23 protein-coding genes, 2 tRNA genes and 1 pseudogene are annotated in these 24,282 nt (G+C 68.6%); 10 read left to right on the top strand and 16 right to left on the bottom strand.

What is annotated here, in order from left to right; translation table 11 throughout:
- Positions 1–494: 494 nt before the first annotated feature.
- The 4 genes from BLTE_RS12015 to BLTE_RS12000 all read left to right on the top strand — a co-directional run bounded on the left by BLTE_RS12015 (position 495) and on the right by BLTE_RS12000 (position 3,135).
- Positions 495–908: an NADH:ubiquinone oxidoreductase subunit NDUFA12 gene (locus BLTE_RS12015; RefSeq protein WP_126402180.1), complete on the top strand. Its 414-nt coding sequence runs from the start codon at positions 495–497 to the stop codon at positions 906–908.
- 194 nt (positions 909–1,102) lie between these two features.
- Positions 1,103–1,909, top strand: coding sequence for a DUF2155 domain-containing protein (locus BLTE_RS12010; RefSeq protein ID WP_145988191.1), 807 nt, complete (start codon positions 1,103–1,105; stop codon positions 1,907–1,909).
- A 181-nt stretch (positions 1,910–2,090) separates the two neighbouring features.
- The gene (locus BLTE_RS12005; protein ID WP_126400904.1) at positions 2,091–2,426 is read left to right on the top strand and encodes a hypothetical protein; all 336 of its coding nucleotides are present in this window, start codon (positions 2,091–2,093) and stop codon (positions 2,424–2,426) included.
- Between the two features lie 633 nt (positions 2,427–3,059).
- A tRNA-Glu gene (locus BLTE_RS12000) sits at positions 3,060–3,135 on the top strand.
- Positions 3,136–3,239: 104 nt separating this feature from the next.
- Here BLTE_RS12000 and BLTE_RS11995 read toward each other — a convergent pair.
- The 3 genes from BLTE_RS11995 to BLTE_RS11985 form a co-directional block, all read right to left on the bottom strand.
- Positions 3,240–3,779 (bottom strand): hypothetical protein, encoded by a 540-nt coding sequence (locus tag BLTE_RS11995; RefSeq protein WP_126400902.1) that lies wholly within the window; start codon positions 3,777–3,779, stop codon positions 3,240–3,242.
- 362 nt (positions 3,780–4,141) lie between these two features.
- Complete coding sequence (locus tag BLTE_RS11990) at positions 4,142–4,708, bottom strand: cache domain-containing protein (RefSeq protein ID WP_126400900.1); 567 nt, start codon at positions 4,706–4,708, stop codon at positions 4,142–4,144.
- Between the two features lie 39 nt (positions 4,709–4,747).
- A complete protein-coding gene (locus tag BLTE_RS11985; RefSeq protein ID WP_126400898.1) occupies positions 4,748–5,353 on the bottom strand; it encodes an acetate uptake transporter in 606 nt (201 codons plus the stop codon).
- 261 nt (positions 5,354–5,614) lie between these two features.
- Here BLTE_RS11985 and BLTE_RS18335 point away from each other — a divergent pair, with 261 nt between their 5' ends.
- On the top strand, positions 5,615–6,853 hold the full coding sequence (locus BLTE_RS18335) for a cyclin-dependent kinase inhibitor 3 family protein (RefSeq protein ID WP_197723231.1): 1,239 nt from the start codon (positions 5,615–5,617) through the stop codon (positions 6,851–6,853).
- A gap of 236 nt (positions 6,854–7,089) precedes the next feature.
- On the opposite strand, the gene draG is transcribed toward BLTE_RS18335, so the two are convergent.
- Both draG and BLTE_RS11965 read right to left on the bottom strand, forming a co-directional pair.
- Positions 7,090–8,001, bottom strand: a complete 912-nt coding sequence (gene draG / locus BLTE_RS11970) for an ADP-ribosyl-[dinitrogen reductase] hydrolase (RefSeq protein ID WP_126400896.1) — start codon at positions 7,999–8,001, stop codon at positions 7,090–7,092.
- A gap of 12 nt (positions 8,002–8,013) precedes the next feature.
- On the bottom strand, positions 8,014–8,838 hold the full coding sequence (locus tag BLTE_RS11965) for an NAD(+)--dinitrogen-reductase ADP-D-ribosyltransferase (protein WP_174769547.1): 825 nt from the start codon (positions 8,836–8,838) through the stop codon (positions 8,014–8,016).
- 448 nt (positions 8,839–9,286) lie between these two features.
- Here BLTE_RS11965 and BLTE_RS11960 point away from each other — a divergent pair, with 448 nt between their 5' ends.
- Entirely contained in the window at positions 9,287–9,580 is a 294-nt protein-coding gene (locus BLTE_RS11960) for a YchJ family protein (RefSeq protein ID WP_244599975.1), read from the top strand.
- Positions 9,581–9,690: 110 nt separating this feature from the next.
- Here the strand turns inward: BLTE_RS11960 and BLTE_RS11955 are convergent, their stop codons facing one another.
- The 8 genes from BLTE_RS11955 to BLTE_RS11920 form a co-directional block, all read right to left on the bottom strand.
- The gene (locus BLTE_RS11955; protein ID WP_160140599.1) at positions 9,691–10,302 is read right to left on the bottom strand and encodes a hypothetical protein; all 612 of its coding nucleotides are present in this window, start codon (positions 10,300–10,302) and stop codon (positions 9,691–9,693) included.
- Between the two features lie 10 nt (positions 10,303–10,312).
- A complete protein-coding gene (locus BLTE_RS11950) occupies positions 10,313–10,714 on the bottom strand; it encodes a DUF1924 domain-containing protein (protein WP_126400888.1) in 402 nt (133 codons plus the stop codon).
- A 2-nt stretch (positions 10,715–10,716) separates the two neighbouring features.
- The gene (locus BLTE_RS11945) at positions 10,717–12,009 is read right to left on the bottom strand and encodes a cytochrome b/b6 domain-containing protein (protein WP_126400886.1); all 1,293 of its coding nucleotides are present in this window, start codon (positions 12,007–12,009) and stop codon (positions 10,717–10,719) included.
- Positions 12,010–12,132: 123 nt separating this feature from the next.
- On the bottom strand, positions 12,133–13,047 hold the full coding sequence (locus BLTE_RS11940; protein ID WP_197723230.1) for an MBL fold metallo-hydrolase: 915 nt from the start codon (positions 13,045–13,047) through the stop codon (positions 12,133–12,135).
- A gap of 152 nt (positions 13,048–13,199) precedes the next feature.
- Positions 13,200–13,850, bottom strand: coding sequence for an SOS response-associated peptidase (locus BLTE_RS11935; RefSeq protein WP_126400882.1), 651 nt, complete (start codon positions 13,848–13,850; stop codon positions 13,200–13,202).
- A gap of 132 nt (positions 13,851–13,982) precedes the next feature.
- The gene (locus BLTE_RS11930; protein WP_126400880.1) at positions 13,983–14,606 is read right to left on the bottom strand and encodes a BLUF domain-containing protein; all 624 of its coding nucleotides are present in this window, start codon (positions 14,604–14,606) and stop codon (positions 13,983–13,985) included.
- 187 nt (positions 14,607–14,793) lie between these two features.
- Complete coding sequence (locus BLTE_RS11925; protein WP_126400879.1) at positions 14,794–15,303, bottom strand: GNAT family N-acetyltransferase; 510 nt, start codon at positions 15,301–15,303, stop codon at positions 14,794–14,796.
- A 3-nt stretch (positions 15,304–15,306) separates the two neighbouring features.
- Complete coding sequence (locus tag BLTE_RS11920; RefSeq protein WP_126400877.1) at positions 15,307–15,606, bottom strand: type II toxin-antitoxin system TacA family antitoxin; 300 nt, start codon at positions 15,604–15,606, stop codon at positions 15,307–15,309.
- 311 nt (positions 15,607–15,917) lie between these two features.
- Between BLTE_RS11920 and BLTE_RS18590 the strand changes: the two are divergent.
- Positions 15,918–16,095, top strand: a pseudogene (locus tag BLTE_RS18590) (IS630 family transposase); the annotation flags it as partial.
- A 114-nt stretch (positions 16,096–16,209) separates the two neighbouring features.
- On the opposite strand, the gene BLTE_RS11915 reads toward BLTE_RS18590, so the two are convergent.
- Positions 16,210–16,286: transfer RNA gene (locus BLTE_RS11915), tRNA-Pro, on the bottom strand.
- Positions 16,287–16,486: 200 nt separating this feature from the next.
- On the opposite strand from BLTE_RS11915, the gene BLTE_RS11910 reads away from it, so the two are divergent.
- The 3 genes from BLTE_RS11910 (at position 16,487) to BLTE_RS11900 (ending at position 21,336) form a co-directional block, all read left to right on the top strand.
- Positions 16,487–17,047: a cytochrome b gene (locus BLTE_RS11910; RefSeq protein ID WP_126400875.1), complete on the top strand. Its 561-nt coding sequence runs from the start codon at positions 16,487–16,489 to the stop codon at positions 17,045–17,047.
- 258 nt (positions 17,048–17,305) lie between these two features.
- On the top strand, positions 17,306–20,800 hold the full coding sequence (locus BLTE_RS11905; RefSeq protein WP_244599974.1) for an indolepyruvate ferredoxin oxidoreductase family protein: 3,495 nt from the start codon (positions 17,306–17,308) through the stop codon (positions 20,798–20,800).
- Positions 20,801–21,000: 200 nt separating this feature from the next.
- Positions 21,001–21,336, top strand: a complete 336-nt coding sequence (locus BLTE_RS11900) for a PilZ domain-containing protein (protein ID WP_160140598.1) — start codon at positions 21,001–21,003, stop codon at positions 21,334–21,336.
- Between the two features lie 604 nt (positions 21,337–21,940).
- Here BLTE_RS11900 and BLTE_RS11895 read toward each other — a convergent pair.
- Together BLTE_RS11895 and BLTE_RS11890 are read right to left on the bottom strand one after the other, a co-directional pair.
- Entirely contained in the window at positions 21,941–23,377 is a 1,437-nt protein-coding gene (locus BLTE_RS11895; RefSeq protein WP_126400870.1) for a homospermidine synthase, read from the bottom strand.
- Positions 23,378–23,467: 90 nt separating this feature from the next.
- Positions 23,468–24,085 (bottom strand): GNAT family N-acetyltransferase, encoded by a 618-nt coding sequence (locus BLTE_RS11890; RefSeq protein ID WP_126400868.1) that lies wholly within the window; start codon positions 24,083–24,085, stop codon positions 23,468–23,470.
- Between the last annotated feature and the right edge of the window lie 197 nt (positions 24,086–24,282).

Here is a 24,282-nt window from a genome sequence, read left to right as displayed (position 1 = left end):
TCCGGTCCGGCCGCGTCTCGACCCGCTACGCATGTGAAATTGTCGGCCGGGCGTCTCTTGCGGGGGCGCCCGGCACGGACCGGGAAGCTAGGTCGACTCAGCGCAACGCGTCAAGGATTAGCTGCCAACCGTGAACGAAGCCCTAAATGTAGTATGATGCCGTGGATTGTGGGGACAAGTCGGCGAGTCGCCGCAAGTGCTTGGGGCGCCGTCACGTTCGTGCGATCGCGCCCGGCCGGAACGGCGGACGCGGCCGCTGTCAAGCATCTCCGGCGCGACAGGTTGATCGGGGAAAAGGTATTTAATCACCGCGGCTTGCCGAAGGGGCAGTTGCAGCCGGTGGTGGCGGGTTCCGGCAGCCGTCGATTCGGCCGCCCGCAGCAGGCCTCGAATCGGCCGGGCGGGGTTGCGGTGGCCGCCGCCGCCGGTACAAACTGGACAAGCCGGGGCGCCCGCTCCACAACATGAGGCGGCCGAGGGCGAGGATGTCGATGCTGAAGCGCTGGTTCCTGAGCTGGTTCACTTGGTGGAACGGCACCACCTTGATGAGCCGCGTGACGCTGTGGTGGCGCGGCGAGAAGGTGGGCGAGGACGAGTTCGGAAACGTCTATTACCGCATGCCGAACGACCCGAAGCGCAACCCCGCCTTCAAGCGCGAGCGGCGGTGGGTGGTCTATAACGGCTATGCCGAGGCCTCGACCATTCCGCCCGGCTGGTGGGGCTGGATGCACCACACCACCGATACCCCGCCGGTGGCCGAGACCTACGTGCCGCGCGATTGGCAGAAGCCGCACCGCCCGAACATGACCGGCACGCCGCGCGCCTACCGGCCCAAGGGCTCGATCCAGGCCGAGGGCCAGCGGCCCGCCGCCACCGGCGACTACAAGGCATGGACGCCGGCCGAGTGAGCCGCCTTTCCGGTGCCTCATTTGCCGTGCTAAGCGTGGGGCGCGGCGGTTTCGCGCGCTGTCGCCGCCGGCGGTCCGGCTGGGCGTGATGCCGGCTTGAAGGGTCCGCACGCCCGTGGCGCAGCCGCCCCGTCTTGTCGGCCCCCTTGTCGGCCCCGTCGTGCCGCCGCCGTTTGAGTTCATCCGTGAAGGTCATGATCGCTCGCGCCGTCGCGCTGCTTGCCTTGTCCCTGTCGGCCGCTCCGGCGCTGGCGCAGGTGCTGCTGCCGCCGGCCGACGTGCCGGGCGCGCGCCGCAGCCAGCCCGTGCCGCGCATCTATGAGGAGCCGGAGATCGAGCGCCCGCCGGCGCCGCGGCCCCAGCCTCAGCCCCAGTATCAATACCAGCCGCCGGCGCGCGGCAGCTATGATTCGCCGGTCGAGCGGCAGGAGCTGCCGCCGCCGCCCGCAGCGTCGGACGTGCCGAGCATCATGGCGCCGCCGCAGCCGGCCCAGAACCTGCCGGCCCAGAACTTGCCGCCCCAGACGCCGCCGTCCCAGACCGTCCGGCCGGGTGCGCTGCCGCAGCCGTCCGCCCCCGGCATCCAGACCCAGACGCCGCCCTCGCCGGCCGGCGCGGTGCCGCCGGGCTCGGAAGATTTCGTGGTGGTGGCGCCGCCGGCCCAGCGCATCGAGAACCGCACGGCGACCTTCAACGGCCTCGACAAGATCACCGGCCGCATCATCGTGTTCGATGCCGCGATCGGCGAGACGGTGCAGTTCGGCGCGCTGCAGGTCACCCCGCGCGCCTGCTACACCCGCCCGCCCAGCGAGACGCCCAACACCACCGGCTTCCTGGAGGTCGACGAGATCACGCTCCAGGGCGACATGCGGCGCATCTTCACCGGCTGGATGTTCGCCGCCTCGCCCGGCCTGCACGCGGTCGAGCACGCGATCTATGACGTGTGGCTGGTCGACTGCAAGCAGGCGCCCCCCAACCTCGAAGCGCAGACCCGGCGGTGAGGCGATGGCTCCGCGGGCGGGATGCTGCGGCGGACGCGTCTCAGGTAGATCCCTGATGGCTCCGGGCAGGCCCCTGTCCGGCGCGGTGCCCGGGTGCCCGTCGGCATTTGACAAACCTGGAAAGATATCGATTCAACACCGCGGGTGCTGCTGCCCTTAGAGAAGAGACAAGGAGACCCGCATGGAGAAGGACGCTGAGCAGGTTCGGCGTGACGCCGAAGCAGGACAGACCGGGGGGAAGGTCGCAGCTTCCGATCCCGCGGTCGCGCCGCCGGCACCGGCGGCAACCCCGGCCGTGAGCGCCAACGGACAGGCGCCGGCCAAACCCGAGACCAAGCCCCAGGCCCCGAGCGCGGCCAAGCCGCAGGCGAAGGCCACGCCGTCCAAGGAGCATGTGCTGAACATGTCTTCGCGCGAGCGGGCAGGCCAGGGCGGGCCGGTCGAGGTGGCGGCCGTGCTGGTTCTCTGCGTCGTCGGCATCATCGGCGTGCTGGTCATCCTGTTCGGTGGCGGCTGACACGGGATCCGGCCTGCAGGGCCGGCGTTCCGCCGCCTGACCGCCGGAAACCGCGTTTCCGAACAGGTATTTTTTGCGAGACCGTTTCCGGCATGCCGAAGGGGGCAGCCGGAGACCGCATGAGGCCCGGAGCATCTTCCGCGGCCGCGGGGCGCGATCCTGCGGCAGAAGATTCTCTTCACCAGACACCCGGAGCGTCCGGCCGGTCCATCGAGACCGGCGGATGCTCTGGTGGGCAAGGCACGAGCCGCGGGCACCGCATGGCGCCCCCGCCATCCTGGCGAATTTCATTCATTCAATCAGATGCTTGCCGGCCAAGAATCAGATTCTTGCAGGCCGATTCGCGCCGGGCCGTTCGGCCGCGCCGCTCGGGCCGGACCATGGCCATGGGCGCGTGGGGGCAGCTTGCCGCGACCGCCGGAGTCCGTGCCGCCTGATGCAGGGTCCGGCTGCGAGGGGATCGCGGGGACGCCGCAAGCGTCCGGCAGCGCCGTCCGGCCGGTTGCATCGGGCCGTGGTGCAGGCCCAGGGTTTGGTCCGGCAGCGGAATCCGGTGGGTCCCAAGGTTTTGTGGGGCTTTCGGCAAAGCCGGCCTTGCTGAGACCGTCGGGTTTGCCTATACGGAGCGGCGAGGCGCCCATCGTCTAGCGGTCTAGGACGTCGCCCTTTCACGGCGAAAACAGGGGTTCGAGTCCCCTTGGGCGCGCCAAATTCTCCAAGCAAAATCAGCAGCTTGTCCCCTGGCTCGATTGGCCGGGGCAGTGCTCGTCGACGAATTCGCGGATGTCCGCAGCCGCCGCCGTGGAGACGGCGTCACTCGCTGGCCCGGGCCGCGCCGATCAATTGAATCGGCTCGCCGGGGGCTTCGCCCTCGGGCGGCAGGATCGGCTGCGGCGGGATCGGCTCAGGCAGCGCCTCGTCGGCGATCCGGGTCGCCGCGACCTCCGGCAGCGAGACGTGCGTCGCCTCGTCCACGCGGATGTTCCTGGCGTTGGAGAGCGGTCGCCCCGGCGCATAGCCCAGTTTCGGCGGCGTCCAGAAATTGACCTGGATGCCGGCCCAGTCGACCTGCACCGGGTCGATGCCGATTCGGCGGTCGGCATCCGCCTTGCTGGCGGGGCCGACGCCGAACGACTGGCCGATGGCGAAGTCGTAATGCTCCGAGGACGGCGACCACCACGGGCGCATTTCGACGATGGCGCCGCGCCGCTCGAGTTCGGCCTTGAGCTTGAGAAGTGGGCCGGCGAACAGCTCGTCGCCGAGGCCCATATAGATGATGCCGCGCGGCGAGGCGTCCGCAGGCAGTGGGCACAACGCAGCCACTACGGCAACGATGGCAGCCCATCGCCTCATGTCGGCACCCCCTGCGTCCTGCACCGCCGCTCCGGCCGGTCATGCCGGGCGCGTGCATCGCAGCAGATACCGCAGTTCGCGAATTTGCGCCACGGGCGTCACGACGCACCGCCGGGCCGGTCGATTCGCGAGGGGGACCATGGCGGCCCGGTCCCCGCACCCCGCGGCCCGGCCGCGGCGGGGCGTACAAGAGGGAGCTGCCGGGAGCAGTCGCGGCAAGGCAATGCGATTATTCAGGAAACAGGAATGCTCTTCGCAAGAGAATGCTCTTCGCGAGATAATGTTTTTTCAAAATTATGCGGCGCTTCAAGACCCTGCCGCATCCGGCCTGAAGATGTCAGGCCGGATGCGAAAGTCCGTCGTCAGTGCGCCGGGAACTTCTTCGGGTCGGTCATCTTCTCGGTCAGCGCCAGCAGATCGGCGGCGCTGGCCTTGTCGTCATAGACGCCGGCCGCCACCTGCAGCCCGCTCGAGAACGCCATTTCGGCGCCGAGCGCGTAGGTGATCTTGCGCGAGACGTTGCCGGCGCCCGGGCGGGTCCACAGATACTCGACCCAGCCGCCGCGCTTTTCGTCGCCGGCCTTGCACAGTTCCTTGAAGATGAACCGGCCGTTGTTGTCGGTGATCTGCATCACCGGCCGTCCCACCAGGTCCGGGCGCAGCGGGTGCGCCACCATCCGGTCGAGCCGGCAGTCGTAGACGAACACGTAGGAGTCCTTCCACACCCACTGGCCGTCCTTGCTGTTGAACTCGGCGAGGCCGGAGGCGCCCTTGTCGTGGAGGAAGCGCGAGGCCGCCCACACCTTGGCGACCACCTCCTCCGGCGTGGCGTTCTCCTCGCCAGCATTGGCGACGCCGCCCATGGCGAGCGACGAGGCCACGGCGAGCGCCGCGAACAGCTTTCCTGCAGCCGATTTTCCTGCACCCATGATCATTCTCCGATGTTCGAATGCGCGGCTCGGGGCCGCTCAGGCCTGCGCGGTCTTCAGGGTGGCGGCAGGCGCGCTGCGCGGGCGCAGCCACGGCTTGCCGACGGGGAGGACGTCGCGGCCGAACACGTCGGCGAAGATCAGGTGGGCCATGATGTACCAGGCCATCGCGGCGCAGGCCATCAGCTCGTAGCCGGCCACCACGGTGAGCGCCGGGAAGCCGAAATGGGCGAGGTCGAGCAGGATGAAGCCGATGAGCAGCAGCGTGAAGGTGAGGGCGAGCGCGCCCGAGATCCGCATCGAGCCGACCCAGAGAATGGCGGTGAACAGCGTCCAGGCGATCAGGAACCAGCCCACATCGGTCTTGCTGGAGACGTAGAGATCGTACTGGTTGCCGATCAGCATGGCCGCCAGCGCGATCCAGAAGCAGCCATAGGCCGTGAAGGCGCAGTAGCCGAAATTGTTGCCGGTCTTCATCTCCTGCAGGCCGGCAATCATCTGCGCCAGCCCGCCGAAGATCAGGCCGAGCCAGATCACCGGGCCGAGGCCCATCCAGCCGACATTGTGGAATTGCAGGACCATCGTCGTGAGGCCGAAGCCGGCCAGGCCGACGACGGCCGGATTGCCGAGTTTCTGTTCCGACATGCTGGGATTCCTTGGGTCGTTTTGCGCTTGAACCGCGTGAAACTATTGCGAGGCGACGACTAGGCCAGCCCGTTGTGCACCGCAAGCGACGAACCCGAAGACTTTCGTCGGATGGGCCGGATCGTGCTGCGGATTCAACGACCCCGGTTCTCGGAAATGGCGTGGATCGGCGTTTCCGGCGCCGCAGCGCAGCATGGTGAAGGCCCGGCCGCTGCGTTAGTGTTCTGCCGCGGACGCCAGTTTCGTTTCCGGGAAGGCAGCATGGCCGGGGCGCGGACAAGCCAGACTCACCCCCTCGAGATCGCCGAGGTGCGGGCCAGCCCCGCGCATGGGCGGATCGGCATCACCTTCTGCCCCGGCAAGCACGACAGCGCCGCCAGCACCGGGGCGTGGGCGCGCGATCTGGCGGCCGATCTCGACGTCATCGCCGCCTGGGGCGCGCGGCTGGTGGTGACGCTGGTCGAGCCAAACGAGCTCGATCTGCTCAGGGTGCCCCATCTCGGCGCGGAAATCCGCCGCCGCGGGCTCGATTGGCGGCATCTGCCGATCGCCGACTATTCGATTCCAAGCGACGCGTTCGAGCGGGATTGGACGACGCACGGCCGCGACATCCGCGCGCTGCTGCGCGGCGGGGCCGACGTGCTGGTGCATTGCCGGGGCGGGCTCGGCCGGGCCGGCATGATGGCCGCCCGCCTTCTCGTCGAGCTGGGCGTGGCGCCCGAGGATGCGGTCCGCGAGGTCCGCCGCGCCCGCAAGGGCGCGATCGAGACGCCGTCGCAGCTCGCGCTGGTGCGGCGGACCACGGCGGTGATCGACGCCGATGTCATCGACACCGACGTCATAGACACGGCGGCGATGGAGAAGGTCGGCCGGCGGATGGGGAGCAATCCGGGCGGCGTCTACCAGGACGGACGCGGCCGGCGGTTCTATGTCAAGTCGCTGGAGTCGCCCGCCCATGCGCGCAACGAGATCCTGGCGGCGAAGCTCTATCAGCTGGCCGGCGCGCCGACGCTGACCTATGTGCGCGCGACGGATCCCAACGAGGTCGCGACCCAGTTCGTCGATCTCGACAAGAGATACGTGTCGCAGCTCGACGACAGCGAGCGCCGTCAGGCGCAGCGCTGGCTCGGCGTGCATGCCTGGACGGCCAATTGGGATGCCGTGGGCTTCAATGGCGACAATCAGGGCGTCGCGGGCGGGGTGGTGCTGACGCTCGATGTCGGCGGCGCGCTGGAGTTCCGGGCCCAGGGCGACCCGAAGGGCCGGGCGTTCGGCACCAGCGTGCGCGAGCTCGACACGCTGCGCACTGATGCGGACAATCCGCATGCGATCCGGCTGTTCGGCGACATGAGCCCGGCCGGGATCGAGGACGCCATCGCCGTGGTGGTGCGGATTCCGGACGAGGCGATCCGCAGGGTCGTCACCGAGAATGGCGGCAGCAGCGCGCTGGCCGACAAGATGATCGCGCGCAAGGCCGACATGGCGAAGCAGGTGGGGTGAACCGGTTTCCGAGTGATCCCTTCGGACCAATGGCCGGCCGGACACCTCTTCCTTCCCTCTCCCCTTGTGGAAGAGGGTGGCGAGACCGAGCGAAGCGAGGTCGCGCCGGGTGAGGGGTTTCTTCAAGCTGGCTCGATTTCACCCCTCACCCGCCTCGCGATCTGACGATCGCTCGGCACCCTCTCCCGCAAGGGGAGAAGGAAGAAGGGGACCGAGCCGATCACCCGCAAACCGTATCAAATCCCTTCGCGGCCGGCGGTCTGCGCGATCGCCAGCAGCCGCGGCGCCTGCGCGTGGATGGCGCCGGCCACGGTGCGGTCGAGCCGCGTGAGCCAGCGCTCGGGAATGGCGTCGAGCCCATAGGTGGCGCCGGCCAGCATGCCGACGATCGCGCCGGTGGTGTCGGCGTCGCCGCCCTGGTTGACGGTCTGCACGACGCACTCGGCGAACGACTCCGCGCCGAGATAGTGGTGCAGCACGGTCTGCATGGTGTCGACGATGAAGGCCGAGCACTGCCCGGGATAGGGCGCGAAGCGGAACGCCCGGTGCCGGCCCACCAGGGCCTCGGCCTCGTCGCGTACGACCTCCTTGCCCTGCCCATTGAGCAGGCCGTGCATCATGCGGACCAGCGCGAGGCTGGCATCGTCCGACAGCGGGTGATGATGGGTGGCGCGCGCCTGCGCCAGCGTCCAGGCCTCGGCCCGGCCGGGCTCGCCGAGCGTCGCCAGCGCCACCGGCAGCACGCGCATGGCGGCGCCGTTGCCGGCGTCGCCTTCCGAGAACACGCCCTCGACGGTTCCCTCCAGGATGTAGCGGCGGATGCCGCGCCGGCAGGTGTTGCCGACATCGGCCGGGCCGGTCTTGAGCCACGCCGCGAATTCCTCGCACACGTCGCGGATGTCCAGCCCGCTCTTGCGGATGAGCGAGCGGCCGAGCGCCAGTGTCATCTCGGTGTCGTCGGTCACCTGCCCGGGCTTCAGCCGCAGCCAGCCGCCGCCGACGATGTCGCGATGCACGCCATGCCGTTCCGCGATTTCGCCCTTGGTCATGAACTCGACGGTGGCGCCGAGCGCGTCGCCGATGGCGAAGCCGAGATAGGCCGCAAGCGCGCGGTCCTCGATGCCGGGTCCGGTCTCTGGCGCGCTCATGCGGCGATGTCCTCAAACATAGTCGACGCTCACCCGGAATTCGCCGCCGATCGCCAGATACTCGCGCTCGCCCTTCAACAGATGCGAGGGCAGCAGGCCGGTGAAGAACACGATCTTGCTGACGGGCACGCGCGCGGTCAGGATCCTGTCGCCGAAGCAGTCGGCGACGTCGCGCTCGGAGGAGAACGAGACGAGATTGTTGAGCCGGACCACCGCCGCGTGCTTGTCCGTCCGCTCGACCACCCAATGCTCGTCGAAGGCGTTGACGCCGCGATAGAGCGTCAGATGCGTCTCGCCGGGAAAGGCGAAGCGCCGGATGGCCCATTGGCAGAATTCGAACAGCAGGTCGAGCTGCACCCAGATGGCGTTGTTGTGGAAGAGGCTCGACATCTTCTCCTCCACATAGGTTTCCCAGGCCGGGCCCGAAACCTGCTCGATCGCCTCCTTGTGGAAGGAGGGGCAGACGCCGAACCGGCTCTCCACCCAGCCCTTCAGCACGGCGCCCTCCGGGCCGTTGCTGTCGAAGCTCCAGCCCTGGATCAGCCGCAGGAAGGACGAGCGGTAGCGCCGCTTGCCGCCGGGGGTGGCGTTGCGCTGCTCGGGATCGAGGCCGAACATTGCATTCATGTAGCAGAAGAACGCTTCGCCCGCCTCGGCGAGGTCGCCCGCCTGCTCCAGCATGGTGAACAGGCTGGGGTTCATCTCGCGCACGCCCCAGATGTGCAGCGGCGTCGGCGCATCGTTGAAGGCGCAACTTCCCAGCCAGTCCGGCGACCGCCCCACGAGATTGGTCGAATGGGCGATGCCGCGCCGCCGATGATGTGCGAACTGTTCCATCGCGCGCATCATGAAATGCCGCGGGCCGGGAGGAAAGACCCGGCGGCGCCGAGGTGAAGCGAAGACCCCGAGCCGGGGGCGCGCCGGGGAGAGCGGCGCAACCTATACGATGTCCGGCCGGCAAAGCCCACCCGTCGGCCCGGGCTCGAGCACATGGGTTGCCCGATCGGGCCAAGCGGGGGAGGCGTGGGGCGCGCTCGCCCGCCTTGCGGCCGGGGCGCCGGTTTTGGCACTGTTCGTCTCGCCGGGGCGGCGGACCGCCGTCCCTTCGAGCCCGGAGCAGGCCGGATCGGACGGGTACGCGGAAAGGCCATTCCGCGACGGTTCAGGGAATTTCGGAGTCAAGGAGTGTCCTATGGAGTGCCCGTGCTGTTCCGGCCGGCCGTTCGACCAATGCTGCGGGCCGCTCTTGGCGGGAGAGGTAGAGGCCGGCTCGCCGGAGGCGCTGATGCGCTCGCGCTACACGGCCTATGCCCGCGGCGATTTCGACTACATCCTCGCCACCACCGATCCGCAGCGCCGCTATGATTTCGACCACGACGTCGCCCGCGCGTGGATGCGCACCTCGACCTTCACCGGCCTCAAGGTGCAGGCGAGTTCGGAGGAGGGCAACAAGGGCGTGGTCGAGTTCATCGCCAGCTTCCGCCGCAACGGCGGCCGCGAGGAGACGCACCGCGAACGCTCGCTGTTCCGCAAGCAAGGTGGGCGCTGGTTCTATCGCCCCGAACGCAGGAAGGCGTGACGCGGAATTCGGTTGAATGGGCTGGAAGGATCATCGGCCGGATGCCGCTTCCTTCCCTCTCCCCTTGCGGGAGAGGGAAGGAAGGCCGAGCCGATCACCCGAAAGCCGTTTCAGTCATCATCCTCGAAGATGCCGCGCTCGGCGTCCTGGTGGCAGGCCTTGCAGTCGCCGGCGAACTTCGCGCCCTTCTTCTTCAGCGTCGCCGGTGCGATGCGGTCGCGCTTTTCGTGCTTGCGCTTGAACCAGTCGAGCTGGGTGATGCGGGTCGGCACCACCGACGGCGTCGCGGTGCCAGCGGGATTGCGGCTCGCGTCGCGTCCATCGTCATCGCGCCACCGCACGCGCTCGCCGTGGCGGCCTTCGTCGTGGTGGCGGTCGCCGTGCCACCAGTCGCCGAGCCACGAATGGCGGTCGCGACCGCGCCGGCCGGGCACGGTCTCGGCGGAATTGGCGACGAGATAATCGGTGATGCGCTTGGTGGTGTCGGCGTCGAGCTCGGCATTGTCGCCGAAATGATCCTTCAGGTTCGCCATCAGCGCGCTCCACGAGCGGGCGGGCAACAGCCCGGCCGGGTAGAGCATGTGGCAGGAGGCGCATTCCTTCGCCACCACCGGATCGTTCACCGGCGGAACGCGCAGGCCATCGGCGAAGAGCGGGGTGGCGGTCAGCAGGCCGGCGATCAGCGGCACGCCAAACGCGATGCGGCGGGACAGGGTCGGCATCGGTCTCTCCTCACAATCCGAACAGGAACACCAGCGCGTCGGCCTTCTCCTCGGCGGTGCATTCGCGGCCGAGCACGTCCTTGCAGTTCCGCCGGAACCACTTATCGACCTCCGCCGCATCGCTGTAGCGCGTGGGCACGACGGAGGGCGCCATCGGGTCGATCGCCTTGCCGGCGCGGGTCTGGCCGGGCTTCTTCAGGTCGGTGGTGTGGCACGAGGTGCAGGCGGGCGTGTCGGCCTTGCCGCCCCCGTGATTGGCGAAGAAGAAGGCGCGGCCGCGCTCGGCCGAGGGCGTGAAGCCCGGCTGGGCGCTGGACACGTAGGGCTTGAGGATCGTGGTCTGCGACGGGGTCAGGGCGAAGGCGGTGACGGTCGAGCCGAGCAGGATGGCGGCGGGAATGAGCAGTCGCATGGTCAGTGTGTCTCCTTTGGCAATGCGATGGCGCGGGCCGCGAAGCGGCCGGTTTCGGCGTCGGCGTGGCAGGCGGAGCAGTTGAGCCGGCCACCCACCGCGCGGGCGGTGAAGGCGCTGGCGGGAACGCCGCGGTGCAACCGCGTCCAGCCCGCGGTGGCGGTGATGCGCAGCGGCGCATCGGCGCTCGGCGTGCGCAGCAGATTGGCGGCCTTGGTGTCGAACCGCTCGGCCGAATTGTCGGCGAGATAGGCGGAAAGCCGCGCGGTATCGGCCTCGCTGAGGCTCGCATCCTCCTCGAAATGGGTGGCGAGGTGGTCGACGATCCCGGCCCAGGTGGCGGCCGGCGCGATGCTGGGATGGTGCGGCGAATGGCAGGAGCCGCATTCGCGCACATAGAACGGATCGAGCGGCGCAGTCGGCACGCCGGCCGCCGGCTGGCGCGAGGCCATCACGATCGCCGGCACCAGCACCGCCGCGAGCGCGGCGAGAATGGCGGCGGCAAGGCGCGGGCGTGCCGCGCGCTCCGGCGCCGTCACCGCGCCCGGCACCGCGGCCTTGCGCCCGGTGACCATGCCCCAAACCAGGCTCTGCCCTTCGCGCCGGCCCTCGATCAGCACGCCGGTGATGTGCAGCACCGCCAGCGCCAGGATGAGCCAGCCCAGCGCCGCGTGGATGTCGCGGGCGGTGGTGCCTGCGGCGAAGCTGGTCGTTGCCGCGAGCGGCCCCTCCTTGGCGAGCCCGCCGAGCATGACGACGCCGGTGACGGTGAGCGCGGCGATGACGACGAGCAGCGTCGCCACCATCATCGCGCCGAGCGGATTGTGGCCGAGGAAATGCGGATTCCGGCTGATCAAGCCGGAGATCCGCATTCCGCTCGCCGAAAATCCGCCTTCCGGGCCAGGATTTTCGGCGAGTTCGTTTCCGGGATCACGCAGTGATCTCCCGGAAACCGCATCATGAATCGTTCGTCCGCGCAGCATGGCGCCGGCATGGGCGAGGGCGGCGCGCGGATCGGGCGGGAAGCTCGCGAAGCGTGCGTAGGTCGGCCCGAGCACGCCCCACACCAGCCGGAACAGCACCAGCGCGGCGGCGGCGGTGCCGAGCACCACATGCGCATCGAGCCACGGCCGCGGCGCGACGAAGCCGGTGGCGAGCGCCGCGAACACCGCGGCCGCCAGCAGCCAGTGGAACAGCCGCACCGCGCGGTCCCACACCATGACCTCGCCGGCCTGCGGTGCGGGATTCTCGGCCGCGACGGCGCGAACCTCCTGCGGGCGGACGTGTCTCGTCATGATGGGCTCCCCTCGGCGATGCCGGCCCGGCGTGGCCTGTGCAGCATCCTTGCCCGAGGGGGGCTGACGGTGCCCTGACCGGCGCTGTCAGCGCCGTGTCAGCAAGACGTCAGTGGGGTGGTATCACCCCAGCCGGTAGCGGCCGGCGATCGAGGGCGCACCCTCGGTGAGCACCACGCCGCGCGCCACCAGATCCTCCAGGTGCGCCAGCACCGACAGGCCGGCCGGTCCCATCAGCCGCGGGTCGATGCCGATATAGATCGCCCGCACCAGCGTCGGGATGTCGGCCTCGCCCTTGCGCAGCCGGTGCAGGATTGAGGCCTCGCGGCCCTCGCGGTGGCGGATGTAGCTTTCGAGGAAGCGCGGCGCCTCGCGGGCCGGCGCGCCGTGGCCGGGCAGGTAGACCGTCTCCGGCCGGCCGCGCAGCTTCTTCAGCGAGGCCATGTAGTCGGCCATCGCGCCGTCCGGCGGCGCCACGATCGAGGTCGACCACGCCATGATGTGGTCGCCGGTGAACAGCACACCGGCCTCGCGCAGTGCGAACACCATGTGGTTGGCCGTATGGCCGGGGGTGGCCACCCCCTCGATCGTCCAGTCCGGGCCGGTCACCACCGCGCCGTCCGGCAGCGCGAGGTCGGGGCGGAAGTCGTGATCGGCCGCGGCATCGAGCGGGTTGGTCTCGCCGATATGGAGCGGCCGGGCCGTCTGGTGCGGCCCTGCCGCCAGCACGCGTGCGCCGGTTGCGGCCTTGAGCGCGGCGACGCCGTCGCTGTGGTCGCGGTGGGTGTGGGAGACGAAGATGTCCGTCACCGTCTCGCCGCGCACCGCATCGAGCAGCGCGGCGATGTGGGCGGGATCGTCCGGCCCGGGGTCGATGATCGCCACCTTGCCGCGGCCGACGATGTAGCTGCAGCTGCCGGTATAGGTGAACGGGCCGGGATTGGCGGCGATCAGGCGGCGCACGCCGGGCGCCACGGCCTCGAGGGTGCCGGCGGCAACCGGCGTCCGGTCGAAGGGAATGTCGTCGGTGTTGGACACGGGGGGCGTCTCCCGGGCGGGGGAGGGCGCGGCCGGCGGGCAAGCCGCCGGGGCCGGACGCCCTCGGGGTTGATGCACGTCTGCCGCGCCAGCCATCGCACAGGAGGCCGACGCCGGCAAACCGGACTGCCGCAACGGCGGCATGCGCAGGCTCACAGTGGCTCGCCCTCGTCCTGCCGGGCGCCGCGCGCCACCACCTGCAATGCACCGTCCGGCAGCGGCCGCTGCAGCGCCGCCGCCTCGGGCCAGGGCGCGCGCAGCCAGACATCCATCTCGTCCGCCGTGGTGAGAATCACCGGCATGGCCTTGGGATGGATGGCGCCGACCTCGGCATTGGCCGGGCAGGTCAGGATGCCGTAGAGCAGGTGCTCGCCCGCCACCGGCTCCGCCTTGGGGCCGCGCACGCCGTGCCAGGGCGTCCACAGCCCGGCGAACACGAAGAGCGGCCGGCTGGCGGCGAGCGCGAACCACACCGGCGTCTTGCGCGGCTTGGTGTCGGCGTATTCGCAGAAGCTCGTCGCCGGCACCAGGCAGCGGTGCGCCGGGGCGAGCCAGCGGCGCCAATAGGGCGAGCCGGTGTTGCGGATGTTGGTGACCGGCGGGCCGGCGATCGTCGGCGGGCTGGGCATGCCCCACCGCATCATCAGCAGTTCGCGGTCATCGCCGATCTGCCGGACCACCGGCGCCGCCTGATCGGGGAAGATCGCCGGCAGCGGCGGCAGATTGCCGGTCAGGTCGCGCACCGCGCGCACGAAGTCGCCAATCGCCGTCTGGCCCTTGGTGAGGGCGTAGAGATTGCACACGGCATCGCCCCCCTGGCACCGCCCCCCGTCTCCGGCCCCTGGCACCGGCCGCGGCGAACGCGCTCGCCCGCGCCCGTTATCGCGAGCCTGTTCGCCGCAAATCTGTTCGCCGCAAGCCGATGATGTTGAAGACTACGCCTGGGGACGGGCTTTCAGGGAACTCAGGGCCGACTCGCAAAGGCGCAGATGCGCCTCGCTCAGGCTGCCCTTCCGGCTCGCATCGATCACGCTCTCGAGAATCAGGCTGGCGATCTCAACGCTCGATCTGGAGCTTGCGAGCGCCTTCCTCAGATGCTCGACGACCTTTTCCTTCGCATCCAGTTCCCGGACCAGCGGATCCCAGTAGGGCGTGCGGTAGTGATCCATGAGCGCTTCGACAATATTGCCGTGCTGGACCAGATAGTCGAAATTGAAATCGCTTTCGCCGAAATTCCTCAGGCCGTGGATGTTCTGCAGATCCTGACCCGAGATCCGTTTGAAGCCCATGCTCCAGTCGGAGTACTGGCGGGACTCGATCGGCCTGCGGCGCAGCAATTGGATGTCGGTGTGGCGTGTATCTTTCCTGATCGTTTCGAACAGGTCTTCGACAACCTGTTCGTCGCCCTCCAGCACCTGCAGAAAGGCGTCGTTGCCATAGAGCAGCATGCCGGTTACGCCGCGGCTGGCATTGTTCGGCAAGCATTGCTGCAGGAGCGCCAGCAGATTTTCCGCCGACATCGGCGCCGTCGCCCGGCTGATGTAGGTGATCTGGATCATGGTCTCTCTTTCAGCCTTGTGAGGTCATACGTAATTAAACGCTACAACCAAACAAGCCGGCATGTAAATCGCCTCGCGGGGCAATGGGCAGGGAACGGCGTGACAAGGACGTGAAGTCCCGACGTCACCGCGCCGGGTTGGTCGGACGCTCCCGATTTCAATATCGAGCGGGACATCCCCGGCGTCGTCATCGTCGGGCCGCCGCCAGCGATGCGGCGATCGCGGCGATCGCGCGAAACAGCACAAGCGGGTCATCCTTTGAGGGAATGAAGCCACGCCGCTGCCAGAATGCGGCGGCTTCGGCATCGATTGCATTGACCATGAGGGCGCGGCCGCCGACGAGTGCCGCTGCCTGCACACAGCGCTCGAGCGCGTGTTTCACCAAGCCCGTCCCGATCCCGCGTCCGGCCCAGCCGATATCGGTCGCGAGCTGACCAAGCAGCAGGCACGGGACAGGATCAGGTGGCTGACCCGTTCGGATTGATCGCGGCAGAACACTCGGAACGACCGCAGTCGGCGAGAGACCATAGTAGCCAACGACGCGGCCGACCGCGTGGACAACCAGGACGGCTGTGAAGCCTTTCTCCTGATTGGAGAGCGCCCGCGTCTTCAGCCAATGGTCAAGCGTTGGCTTTCCGCAGGTGAATTCGGAAACGTCGTGGACCTCCGTCAGCGGTTCGGGGACAGAGAGTGTCACGGCTCAGCGCTTCGCGACGTAGCCGGGTTCCCACGGGGCCGGCCGCTTCGCACAATCCACCATTTCAGGCACTGCGGTCGCCGGCCCCGACAACGCCGCCATGAAATCGGCAAAGCCTTCCGGACTCATGCGGATCAGACGGTTTTCCATCAGCACGTCCTCGGCTGCGCGAACGGCTGCCTCGCGGACGAAATCCGTGCGCGACCGGCCGCGCAGACCAGCCGCACGATCGATCATCGCGATGTCGGCCTCTGGCAGGCGCATCGAGATCGGGTGTTCCTTGCGTTCAGCATTGGCGGCCATCGGCACCTCCCACGTCGAAGAATGGCGTGACGTAGTGCAAATTGCAATACGGGCGTTCAGCCAACGAACACTCACCCAATACGGTTTCCGGTTGATCCCTTCGGGATACCGGAAACGGTCTCGCCGAAAACCCCAGATCTGCAAGACGTTCTCGATAACGGGATTTTCGGCGATCGGAATACGACTCGAAGGCTTGATCAGCCGGAAACCGTATAACGCCGCCTTGGGACGCTCAGGCTTGCCCAGGCCAGCCACTGCTTGGACGATTATGGCCCGGATCCGCGTGGCCGGGACCGCAGCCGGCAGGGACGTTGAAGCCGCTGTCGCTCGATCCCAGGGAGCGGATTCTCGTTGCGATCGCCGGCGAGATGTCGGGATGCGATGCACTTGCGGGGCAGTGCCGCCAGCGTCAGCCGATGGCGGCGACGACAGAGGGATCGGGACGACGCTCGCCCCAAAGCGTTTGGCGGCGACCGGCGCTCCGCACGAGCGCTGATGCCCGAGCAGCGATGCTGCGACCGCAATCTTGCGGGCGGTTTTGTCCGGTTTCTGTCCGCTGGCGTGGGTTAAGCTGTCGGGAAATCAGCTAACGCCTGAGAAGAATGGTCGGAGTGGCAGGATTTGAACCTGCGACCCCCTCGTCCCGAACGAGGTGCGCTACCAGACTGCGCTACACTCCGACTGGAGGCGGGCTTATAGCGAACGCATTCGGCCCCTGCAAGCGACAAACGACGCTTTTGTCGCACCGTCATCACAGCCGCGCGGTGGACGCAGCCCGGGCCGCCTGACGGATTGCTGACGGGGCCGGTCAGAGGGACATCAGCGGCGCCGGGCAATGGTGGCTCCAGTCTCGCATGGAGCCTGACCAAGGAGCCTGAAAATGACCGCTGATACGACACCCGCCCTCCGCTACGACCCGTTCTCCCAGGCGCTGCACTGGCTGACCGCGCTGACGGTGATCGGCGCCTTCGCCACCGCACAGATCTTCGAGGAGATGGCCAAGGGCCCCGCCAAGACCGAGCTGGTCGGCCTGCACATCTCCGTCGGCGTCCTGGTGATGGCGCTCACCCTGATTCGCTTCGCCTGGCAGATGGCAGCCGCCCGGCCCACGCCGCTGCCCGGCTCGCCCTGGCTGCAGTATGCCGCCCGCGCCATGCACTGGGCGCTCTATGCCGCGCTGATCGCGGTGCCGCTCACCGGCATGGTGATGGTGTGGGCCAAGGGCCGCGAGGTCGGCGTGTTCGGCCTGTTCGCGCTGCCGCCGCTGGTCGCGCCCGACCGCGAATTCGCCCACACGGTCGAGGAGCTGCACGAGTTCGCGGGCAACCTCATCATCGTGCTGGCCGGCCTGCACGCGGCGGCGGCGATCTTCCACCAGACGGTGCTGCGCGACGGCGCGCTCGGCCGCATGCTGCCGGGCGTCCGCGCCGCCCAGGCCTGATGATTCGCCGGGCGGGCGCCGACGCCCGCCCGGGCCTGCTGCCGGTCCACAAGCCCAGGCTGGCACGCGAGCTCGAACGGGACGCCGTCGATGCGCTCGGAGAGCAGGGCTGAGTCGGACGCGCGGCCGCGACCAATCGTCCGACTGGAATTGACGGCGCCGGAACATAAGTCAGCCTTGTTGTCATAAATCGTTCCGGATCAACCGGGCGGCGCGGGCGTTGGACAACCACGTTCCGCAATGGCACGGGAGACCTCGATGTCGACCAGGCGTGCTGTGGCATCGCTGGACGAGCGATACGAGCTTTCGCCCGAGCGAGTGGCCCAGGACCGGGTGCTGCTCTCCGGCACGCAGGCGCTGGTGCGCCTCACGCTGATGCAGAAGGCGCGCGACCAGCGCGTCGGCCTCAACACCGCGGGGTTCGTCACCGGCTATCGCGGCTCGCCGCTCGGCGGTCTCGACCAGCAGTTCCTGCGCGCCAAGCGCCTGCTTGAAGCGCGCGACATCCGCTTCCAGTCCGGCCTCAATGAGGATCTCGCCGCCACGTCGCTGTGGGGCAGCCAGCAGGCCGAGCTGCGCGGCGAGGGCCGCTTCGACGGCGTGTTCGGCATCTGGTACGGCAAGGGGCCGGGCGTCGACCGCACCGGCGACGTGTTCCGCCACGCCAATTTCGCCGGCACCTCGAAGCATGGCGGCGTGCTGGCGCTGATGGGCGACGACCACACCTGCGAATCCTCCACCACCGCCCACCAGTCCGAGTTCCATTTCGTCGATGTGATGATCCCCATCCTCAACCCCGCCGGGGTGCAGGAGATCCTCGACTACGGCCTCTACGGCTTCGCGCTGAGCCGCTTCGCCGGCACCTGGGTGGCGCTGAAGGGGCTGAAGGACACCATCGAATCGACAGCGGTGGTCGATGGCCGGCTGGAGCGCATCGGCATCGCCACGCCCCAGGGCGTGCGGCTGCCCGAGGGCGGGCTCAACATCCGCCTCACCGACACGCCGCTCGCCCAGGAGGCGCGGCTGCAGGAATACAAGCGCGACGCAATTCTTGCTTTCGTGCGGGCGAACCGGCTCAACCGCTGGATCACCTCGGGCGGGCGAAACCCGAAAATCGGCATCGCCACGCTGGGCAAGAGCTATCTCGATGTCAGGCTGGCGCTCGACGAGCTCGGCATCGACGAGGTGCGCGCCAACGATCTCGGCATCCGCCTCTTCAAGATCGCCTGCCCGTGGCCGCTGGCGAAGCTGGAATTGATGGAGTTCGCGCACGACCTCGATCTGATCATGGTGGTCGAGGAGAAGCGCTCGCTGGTCGAGGTGCAGGTGCGCGAGGAGCTTTACGGCACCGCCCACCAGCCCATCGTCATCGGCAAGAAGGACGAGCACGGCGACTGGCTGTTTCCGATCAAGGGCGCGCTGGAGCCGACCGACATCGCCGTGGCCATCGGCCGGCGGCTGCTGACCTATGTCGGTGACGAGGACCTTGTGGCGCGCGTGGCGCAGCTGGAGGAGGCGCAGCGGGCGATGGCGCAGGCCGCCGATGTCGCGGTGCGCACGCCCTATTTCTGCTCGGGCTGCCCGCACAACACCTCGACCAAGGTGCCCGAGGGCATGCGCGCCTATGCCGGCATCGGCTGCCACTACATGGTCCAGTGGATGGACCGCGCGACGCAGGGCTTCACCCAGATGGGCGGGGAGGGCGCCAACTGGATCGGCGAGGCGCCGTTCTCCAAGCGCCGCCACGTGTTCCAGAATCTCGGCGACGGCACCTTCAACCATTCCGGCTCGCTCGCCATTCGCGCTTCCCTCGCCGCCGGGGTCAACGTCACCTACAAGATCCTGTTCAACGACGCCGTCGCCATGACCGGCGGCCAGCGCCTTGATGGCGGGCTCACCGCCTCGAAGATCGCCCGCATCGTGGCGGCGGAAGGCGTGAGCCGCATCGCCGTGGTGTCGAACGAGCCATGGAAATACGGCCGCAACGAGGGCTGGCCGGATGGCTGCACCCTGCATCCGCGCAGTGACTTCGAGGAGGTGCAGCGCGAGCTTGCCACATATGACGGCGTCACCGTGCTGATCTACGACCAGACCTGCGCCGCCGAGAAGCGCCGCCGCAGGAAGCGCGGCGAGTTCCCCGATCCCGACGTGCGGGTGATGATCAACGACCTTGTCTGCGAAGGCTGCGGCGATTGCGGCGTCAAGTCGAACTGCGTGTCGATCCAGCCGCTCGAGACCGAGTTCGGCCGCAAGCGCCGGATCGACCAGTCGAGTTGCAACAAGGATTTCTCCTGCATCAACGCCTTCTGCCCGTCCTTCGTCACCGTGCGTGGCGGGAAGCTCAAAGCGCGGCCGCGCGCGGCCGGCGCAGGCGAGGCGCTGCCCGATCTGCCCGAGCCGGCGCCAGCCCCCATCCAGGGCACGTTCAACGTGCTGGTCTGCGGTATCGGCGGCACCGGCATCGTCACCATCGCCCAGGTGCTGGGCATGGCGGCGCATCTCGACGGCAAGGCGTGCGGCATCATCGACATGGCGGGCCTTGCCCAGAAGGGCGGGGCGGTGTTCAGCCATCTGCGCCTCGCCGAGACGCCGGCCGACATCCACGCCATCCGCATCGGCGCGCGCAGCGCCGATCTGGTGCTGGCTGGCGATCTGGTGGTGGCCGGCGGCCGCAAGGTGCTGGCGGCGATGCGGCCGGGGCACACGCGCGTCATCGTCAACACCCACGAGATGCTGCCCGGCGACTTCACCCGCAATGCCGATTTCTCGTTGCCGGCGGCGCGGCTGAAGCGGGCGCTCGCCACCGCCGCCGGGCCGGAGGCGGTCCAGCTTCTCGACGCGTCGTCGGTTGCCGAGGCGCTGTTCGGCACCTCGGTCGGCGCCAACATCTTCCTGGTCGGCGTGGCGTTCCAGCAGGGCGCGATTCCGCTCTCGCGTGAGGCGATCGAGCGGGCGATCGAGCTCAATGGCGAGGCGGTGGAGATGAACGTCGCGGCCTTTCGCTGGGGCCGGCGCGCGGCGCACGATCCGGATGCGATCGCCGAGCTGTTGAAGCCCGCGGCACCCTCCGGCCCGCGCCGGCTCTCGGCCTCGCTCGACGAGACGGTCGCCCGCCGCGTGGAATTTCTCACCGCCTACCAGAACGCCGGCTATGCCGCGCGCTACCAAGCGCTGGTGGCGCGGGTGCGCGAGGCGGAAGCGGCGCGGGTGGGCGGCGCCAGCCGGCTCGCCGAGACGGTGGCGCGCAACGCCTTCAAGCTGATGGCCTACAAGGACGAATACGAGGTGGCGCGGCTCTTTGCCGATGGCGGTTTCGCCGCCCGGGTGGCCGAGCAGTTCGAGGGCCGGGTGCGGCTCGACTTCCACCTCGCGCCACCCTTCCTGGCGCGGCACGACGCCATCACCGGCGAGCCCAAAAAGATGACCTTCGGCCCGTGGCTGATGTTCGTCTTCAAGCTGCTCAAGCGCATGAAGGGCCTGCGCGGCACGCCGTTCGATCCGTTCGGCTGGACCGAGGAGCGGCGCATCGAGCGCCAGCTGATCGAGGATTATTTCGCGCTGATGGACGAGATCGTCGAGCGCCTGGTGCCCGAGACGCACGCGCTCGCGGTCGGCCTCGCCGCCATCCCCGACAAGATCCGCGGCTATGGCCCGGTCAAGGCGCGCCATCTGTCGAGCGCCAAGGCGGAGGAGGCGGTGCTGCTGGCCCGGCTTCGTTCCGGCGCGCCGCTGTTGCGCGAGGCGGCGGAGTGAGGCGGTTTCCGGCTGATCCGGCGTTCGGTTAACGCGCGCTTCACCAAGCGCGAAAAAACATCCAATCAGGTCAAGCGATCACGGGTCATTTCCGTTGCGTTACGCTTGCGACTGACTCCTACTGGCTTGCGGTCGAGGTCACGTTTCCGGCATCCCGAAGGGATCGTCCGGAAACCGTATTGATGAATGCCGGGGGGCAAATGGGGTCGAACAGGCGCACGGCGATCCGGCGGGATCTGCACTATCCGGCCGATCTGATTGCGGGCGACACCCGCTCGCGCTGCACGGTCAGCGACGTCTCGGCCGGCGGGGCGAGCATCGAAACCGCCGCGGCGCCCTCGCTTCCGGACGAGGTCATCATCTGCTTCTCGGTCACCGGGCCGCTCTGCCGCGTCGGGCGGGTGATCTGGCGGCGGGAGAGCCGCGTCGGCCTGGAGTGGGTTCGGCGCATCACCAAGGACACCTGCCGCGAACAGCAGTGCCCGGTCAAATGCCGGGAACCCGAGGCCGGGGAGGTGACCCTGGTTGACGCCTGACCGCGCGCCACCTCCACAGACCTGCATGAAACGGTTTGCCACCGGAAACCCGACACACTGACGACGCGCGCCGGGGCATTCCGCGACCATCTTCCCAGTTGAACAACCGCACACCCCCCACCCCCGACCCCTCCCCGCCATTCACTGCGTTCATGGGGGGAGGGGAGAAGAGTCGGCCTTTTTCTCCCCTCCCCCCGCGAGCTTTGCGAGCGGTGGGGAGGGGTCGGGGGTGGGGGGCCTCAAAGGGCGCGCGGCGAGGCTGGAAGCCAGAAATTGGCCGGGAAACCGTCTCATACGGTTTCCGGCTGATCAAGCCGGAGAACCGTATGCCGTTCGCCGAAAAATCCTCATCCGATCAAGGATTTTTCGGCGAGATCGTTTCCGGTATCCCGAAGGGATCAACCGGAAAACGTATGATCTGCCACCGGAAACCCGACACGCCGACGACGAGAGCGCCTCGCCGCCGGGAGCCGTTGGGGTGAGATTGGCCCGGCCACGTTCGGTTTGGAGCGTCCGATCTGACTGCATCAGATCGGACGCTCCAAGTTTCTGGTTTGTCGCATTTTCTTTCGCGCAACCGGTATCCGCCTGTGCGGAAAATGCTCTAGTCCCGCACCAGCACGTTGCGGAACTGCCAGGGATCGGAGGTGTCGATGTCCTCCGGGAACAGGCCGGGCCGGCCGTCGAGCGGCGTCCAGTCGGTATAGGCGCCGATCACCGGGCCGAGATAGGGCATCTGCACTTCGAGGCAGCGGCGGAAGTCGAGGTCGTCGGCCTCGACGATGCCGGCGTTCGGGTTCTCGATCGCCCACACCATGCCGGCGAGCACGGCGGAGGACACCTGCAGGCCGGTGGCGTTCTGATAGGGGGCGATGCGCCGCGTCTCCTCGATCGAGAGCTGCGAGCCGTACCAATAGGCGTTCTTGCCGTGGCCGTAGAGCAGCACGCCAAGCTCGTCGATGCCGTCGACGATCTCCTTCTCGTCGAGGATCAGCCAGTCCGACTGGCGCTTGCCGGCGGCGCCGAACATCTCGTGCAGCGACAGCACCGCGTCGTTGCAGGGGTGATAGGCGTAGTGGCAGGTCGGCCGGTAGACCGCCTTGCCCGCTTCGTCGCGCACGGTGAGGAAATCGGCGATCGAGATCGATTCATTGTGGGTGACCAGGAAGCCGTATTGCGCCTGCGCCGTCGGCGTCCACGAGCGCACGCGGGTGTTGGCGCCGGGCTGCAGCAGATAGATCGCCGCGCCGCAGCCGGTGTCGTGGGTGCGGGCATTGTCCGGCATCCAGCGCTCGTGCGTGCCCCAGCCGAGTTCGGCCGGCTGCAGGCCCTCCGACACGAAGCCCTCGACCGACCAGGTGTTGACGAACACGTCGAACGGCTTGGGGAAATTGGCGCGCTGGGTGTCGCGCTCGGCGACGTGGATGCCCTTGACGCCGAGGTCCATCGCCAGCCGTCCCCACTCCTCGCGGGTCTTGGGCTCGGGGCGCGTCAGGCCGAGATCGGCGGCGAGATTGACCAGCGCCTGCTTGACGAACCACGACACCATGCCGGGATTGGCGCCGCAGCACGACACCGCGGTGGTGCCGCCGGGGTTCCTGCGCCGCGCCGCCAGCACGGTCTCGCGCAGCATGTAGTTGGAGCGCGCCTCGGGCTTCATGTTGGGGTCGAAATAGAAGCCGGCCCACGGCTCGACCACCGTGTCGATGTAGAGCGCGCCGACCTCGCGGCACATCTCCATGATGTCGAGCGAGGAGGTGTCGACCGAGAGATTGACGCAGAAGCCCTGGCCGGGCCCGGCGGTGAGCAGCGGCACCAGGAGGTCACGGTAGTTGTCGCGCGTCACCGCCTGATGGATGAAGCGCACGCCGCGCTCGTCGAGCAGCTTGCGGTCGTCGTCGCGCGGGTCGATGACCACGAGCTTCGAGCGGTCGAACTCGAAATGGCGTTCGATCAGGGGCAGGGTGCCCCGGCCGATCGAGCCGAAGCCGATCATCACGATCGGGCCATCGATGCGGTGATAAACCGGCCAGTCGGTCATGGCATTCTTCTCCAAACGACGTCACGAGGGTTCGCGGCCTGCGCACGTGCGCGGGACGGGTGAAACGGGATGGGGCGGACCTGCTGGGCGCTATGAGGCACGCCGCGCCGGCATCGTCAACGCGGGCCGGCGCGAAACGCGGGCAAACGCGGCCTTGGCGCCGCTGGCCCGGAGGCAGCCTCGCGCGCCGTCGAGCGCGCCGGGCTTCAGTTCCAGGGCGAGGAAGCGGGCGCGGTCCACCGGCCCCGGCAGATCGAGCGCCGCGGTGAGCCGAGGCGAGAAGCCGAAGCGCGCATAATAGGGCGCGTCGCCCACCAGGATCACCGCGCCATGGCCGCGGGCGCTGGCGCGCGCCAGCGCCTCGCGCATCAGGGCTCCGCCGACGCCATGGCCCTGCCACCACGGATCGACCGCCAGCGGCCCCAGCATCAGCGCCTGTACTCCAGCAGCCTGCACATGCCACAGCCGCACCGTGCCGATGATCCGGCCGAGCGCATCGCGCGCCACCAGCGCCAGCCCGTCCGCCGGCAGCCGGCCGGCGCGCAGCCGCTCGCAGGTCTTCCGGCGGCGCTCCGGTCCCATGGCGCGGTCGAGCAGGCGCTCGCGCGCCTTTTCGTCGGCAGGGCGCTCGCTGTCGATGACGAAGCCGGCGGCGCCGGTGGCGACAGGCTGGGCGGCGACAAGCCGGTTGGCGACAAACTGGTTCATCGGCCGGTCCTCCATTAGGAGACTGGCCCTCGCACCCGCATTGCGGGCCGTCCGGGAAGTGAATGAAAAGGCGTAGCTTTTTGTCATGCCCGTTCTCGCAGCCAAGCTTGCGCAGGCTGCGCAAACGAGACTGTTCCGGGCATCCACGTCTTCAGAGGCGCAAAGTCGTGGATGGCCGGGACAAGCCCGGCCATGAC

Origin of the sequence: Blastochloris tepida (assembly GCF_003966715.1) — a bacterium.
GTDB classification, from domain to species: Bacteria; Pseudomonadota; Alphaproteobacteria; order Rhizobiales; family Xanthobacteraceae; genus Blastochloris; species Blastochloris tepida.
The sequence above is the reverse complement of the archived record's forward strand: the minus strand, read 5'-3'. Positions and strand labels throughout refer to the sequence as shown.

What these genes read in the sequence shown, in the direction of transcription:
- BLTE_RS12010 (WP_145988191.1), top strand. Translation starts at nt 1,103, where the DNA reads ATGATCGCTCGCGCCGTCGCGCTGCTTGCCTTGTCCCTGTCGGCCGCT.
- BLTE_RS12005 (WP_126400904.1), top strand. Translation starts at nt 2,091, where the DNA reads ATGGAGAAGGACGCTGAGCAGGTTCGGCGTGACGCCGAAGCAGGACAG.
- BLTE_RS11995 (WP_126400902.1), bottom strand. Translation starts at nt 3,779, where the DNA reads ATGAGGCGATGGGCTGCCATCGTTGCCGTAGTGGCTGCGTTGTGCCCA.
- BLTE_RS11990 (WP_126400900.1), bottom strand. Translation starts at nt 4,708, where the DNA reads ATGGGTGCAGGAAAATCGGCTGCAGGAAAGCTGTTCGCGGCGCTCGCC.
- BLTE_RS11985 (WP_126400898.1), bottom strand. Translation starts at nt 5,353, where the DNA reads ATGTCGGAACAGAAACTCGGCAATCCGGCCGTCGTCGGCCTGGCCGGC.
- BLTE_RS18335 (WP_197723231.1), top strand. Translation starts at nt 5,615, where the DNA reads ATGGCCGGGGCGCGGACAAGCCAGACTCACCCCCTCGAGATCGCCGAG.
- draG (WP_126400896.1), bottom strand. Translation starts at nt 8,001, where the DNA reads ATGAGCGCGCCAGAGACCGGACCCGGCATCGAGGACCGCGCGCTTGCG.
- BLTE_RS11965 (WP_174769547.1), bottom strand. Translation starts at nt 8,838, where the DNA reads ATGGAACAGTTCGCACATCATCGGCGGCGCGGCATCGCCCATTCGACC.
- BLTE_RS11960 (WP_244599975.1), top strand. Translation starts at nt 9,287, where the DNA reads ATGCGCTCGCGCTACACGGCCTATGCCCGCGGCGATTTCGACTACATC.
- BLTE_RS11955 (WP_160140599.1), bottom strand. Translation starts at nt 10,302, where the DNA reads ATGCCGACCCTGTCCCGCCGCATCGCGTTTGGCGTGCCGCTGATCGCC.
- BLTE_RS11950 (WP_126400888.1), bottom strand. Translation starts at nt 10,714, where the DNA reads ATGCGACTGCTCATTCCCGCCGCCATCCTGCTCGGCTCGACCGTCACC.
- BLTE_RS11945 (WP_126400886.1), bottom strand. Translation starts at nt 12,009, where the DNA reads ATGACGAGACACGTCCGCCCGCAGGAGGTTCGCGCCGTCGCGGCCGAG.
- BLTE_RS11930 (WP_126400880.1), bottom strand. Translation starts at nt 14,606, where the DNA reads ATGATCCAGATCACCTACATCAGCCGGGCGACGGCGCCGATGTCGGCG.
- BLTE_RS11920 (WP_126400877.1), bottom strand. Translation starts at nt 15,606, where the DNA reads ATGGCCGCCAATGCTGAACGCAAGGAACACCCGATCTCGATGCGCCTG.
- BLTE_RS11910 (WP_126400875.1), top strand. Translation starts at nt 16,487, where the DNA reads ATGACCGCTGATACGACACCCGCCCTCCGCTACGACCCGTTCTCCCAG.
- BLTE_RS11905 (WP_244599974.1), top strand. Translation starts at nt 17,306, where the DNA reads ATGTCGACCAGGCGTGCTGTGGCATCGCTGGACGAGCGATACGAGCTT.
- BLTE_RS11900 (WP_160140598.1), top strand. Translation starts at nt 21,001, where the DNA reads ATGGGGTCGAACAGGCGCACGGCGATCCGGCGGGATCTGCACTATCCG.
- BLTE_RS11895 (WP_126400870.1), bottom strand. Translation starts at nt 23,377, where the DNA reads ATGACCGACTGGCCGGTTTATCACCGCATCGATGGCCCGATCGTGATG.
- BLTE_RS11890 (WP_126400868.1), bottom strand. Translation starts at nt 24,085, where the DNA reads ATGAACCAGTTTGTCGCCAACCGGCTTGTCGCCGCCCAGCCTGTCGCC.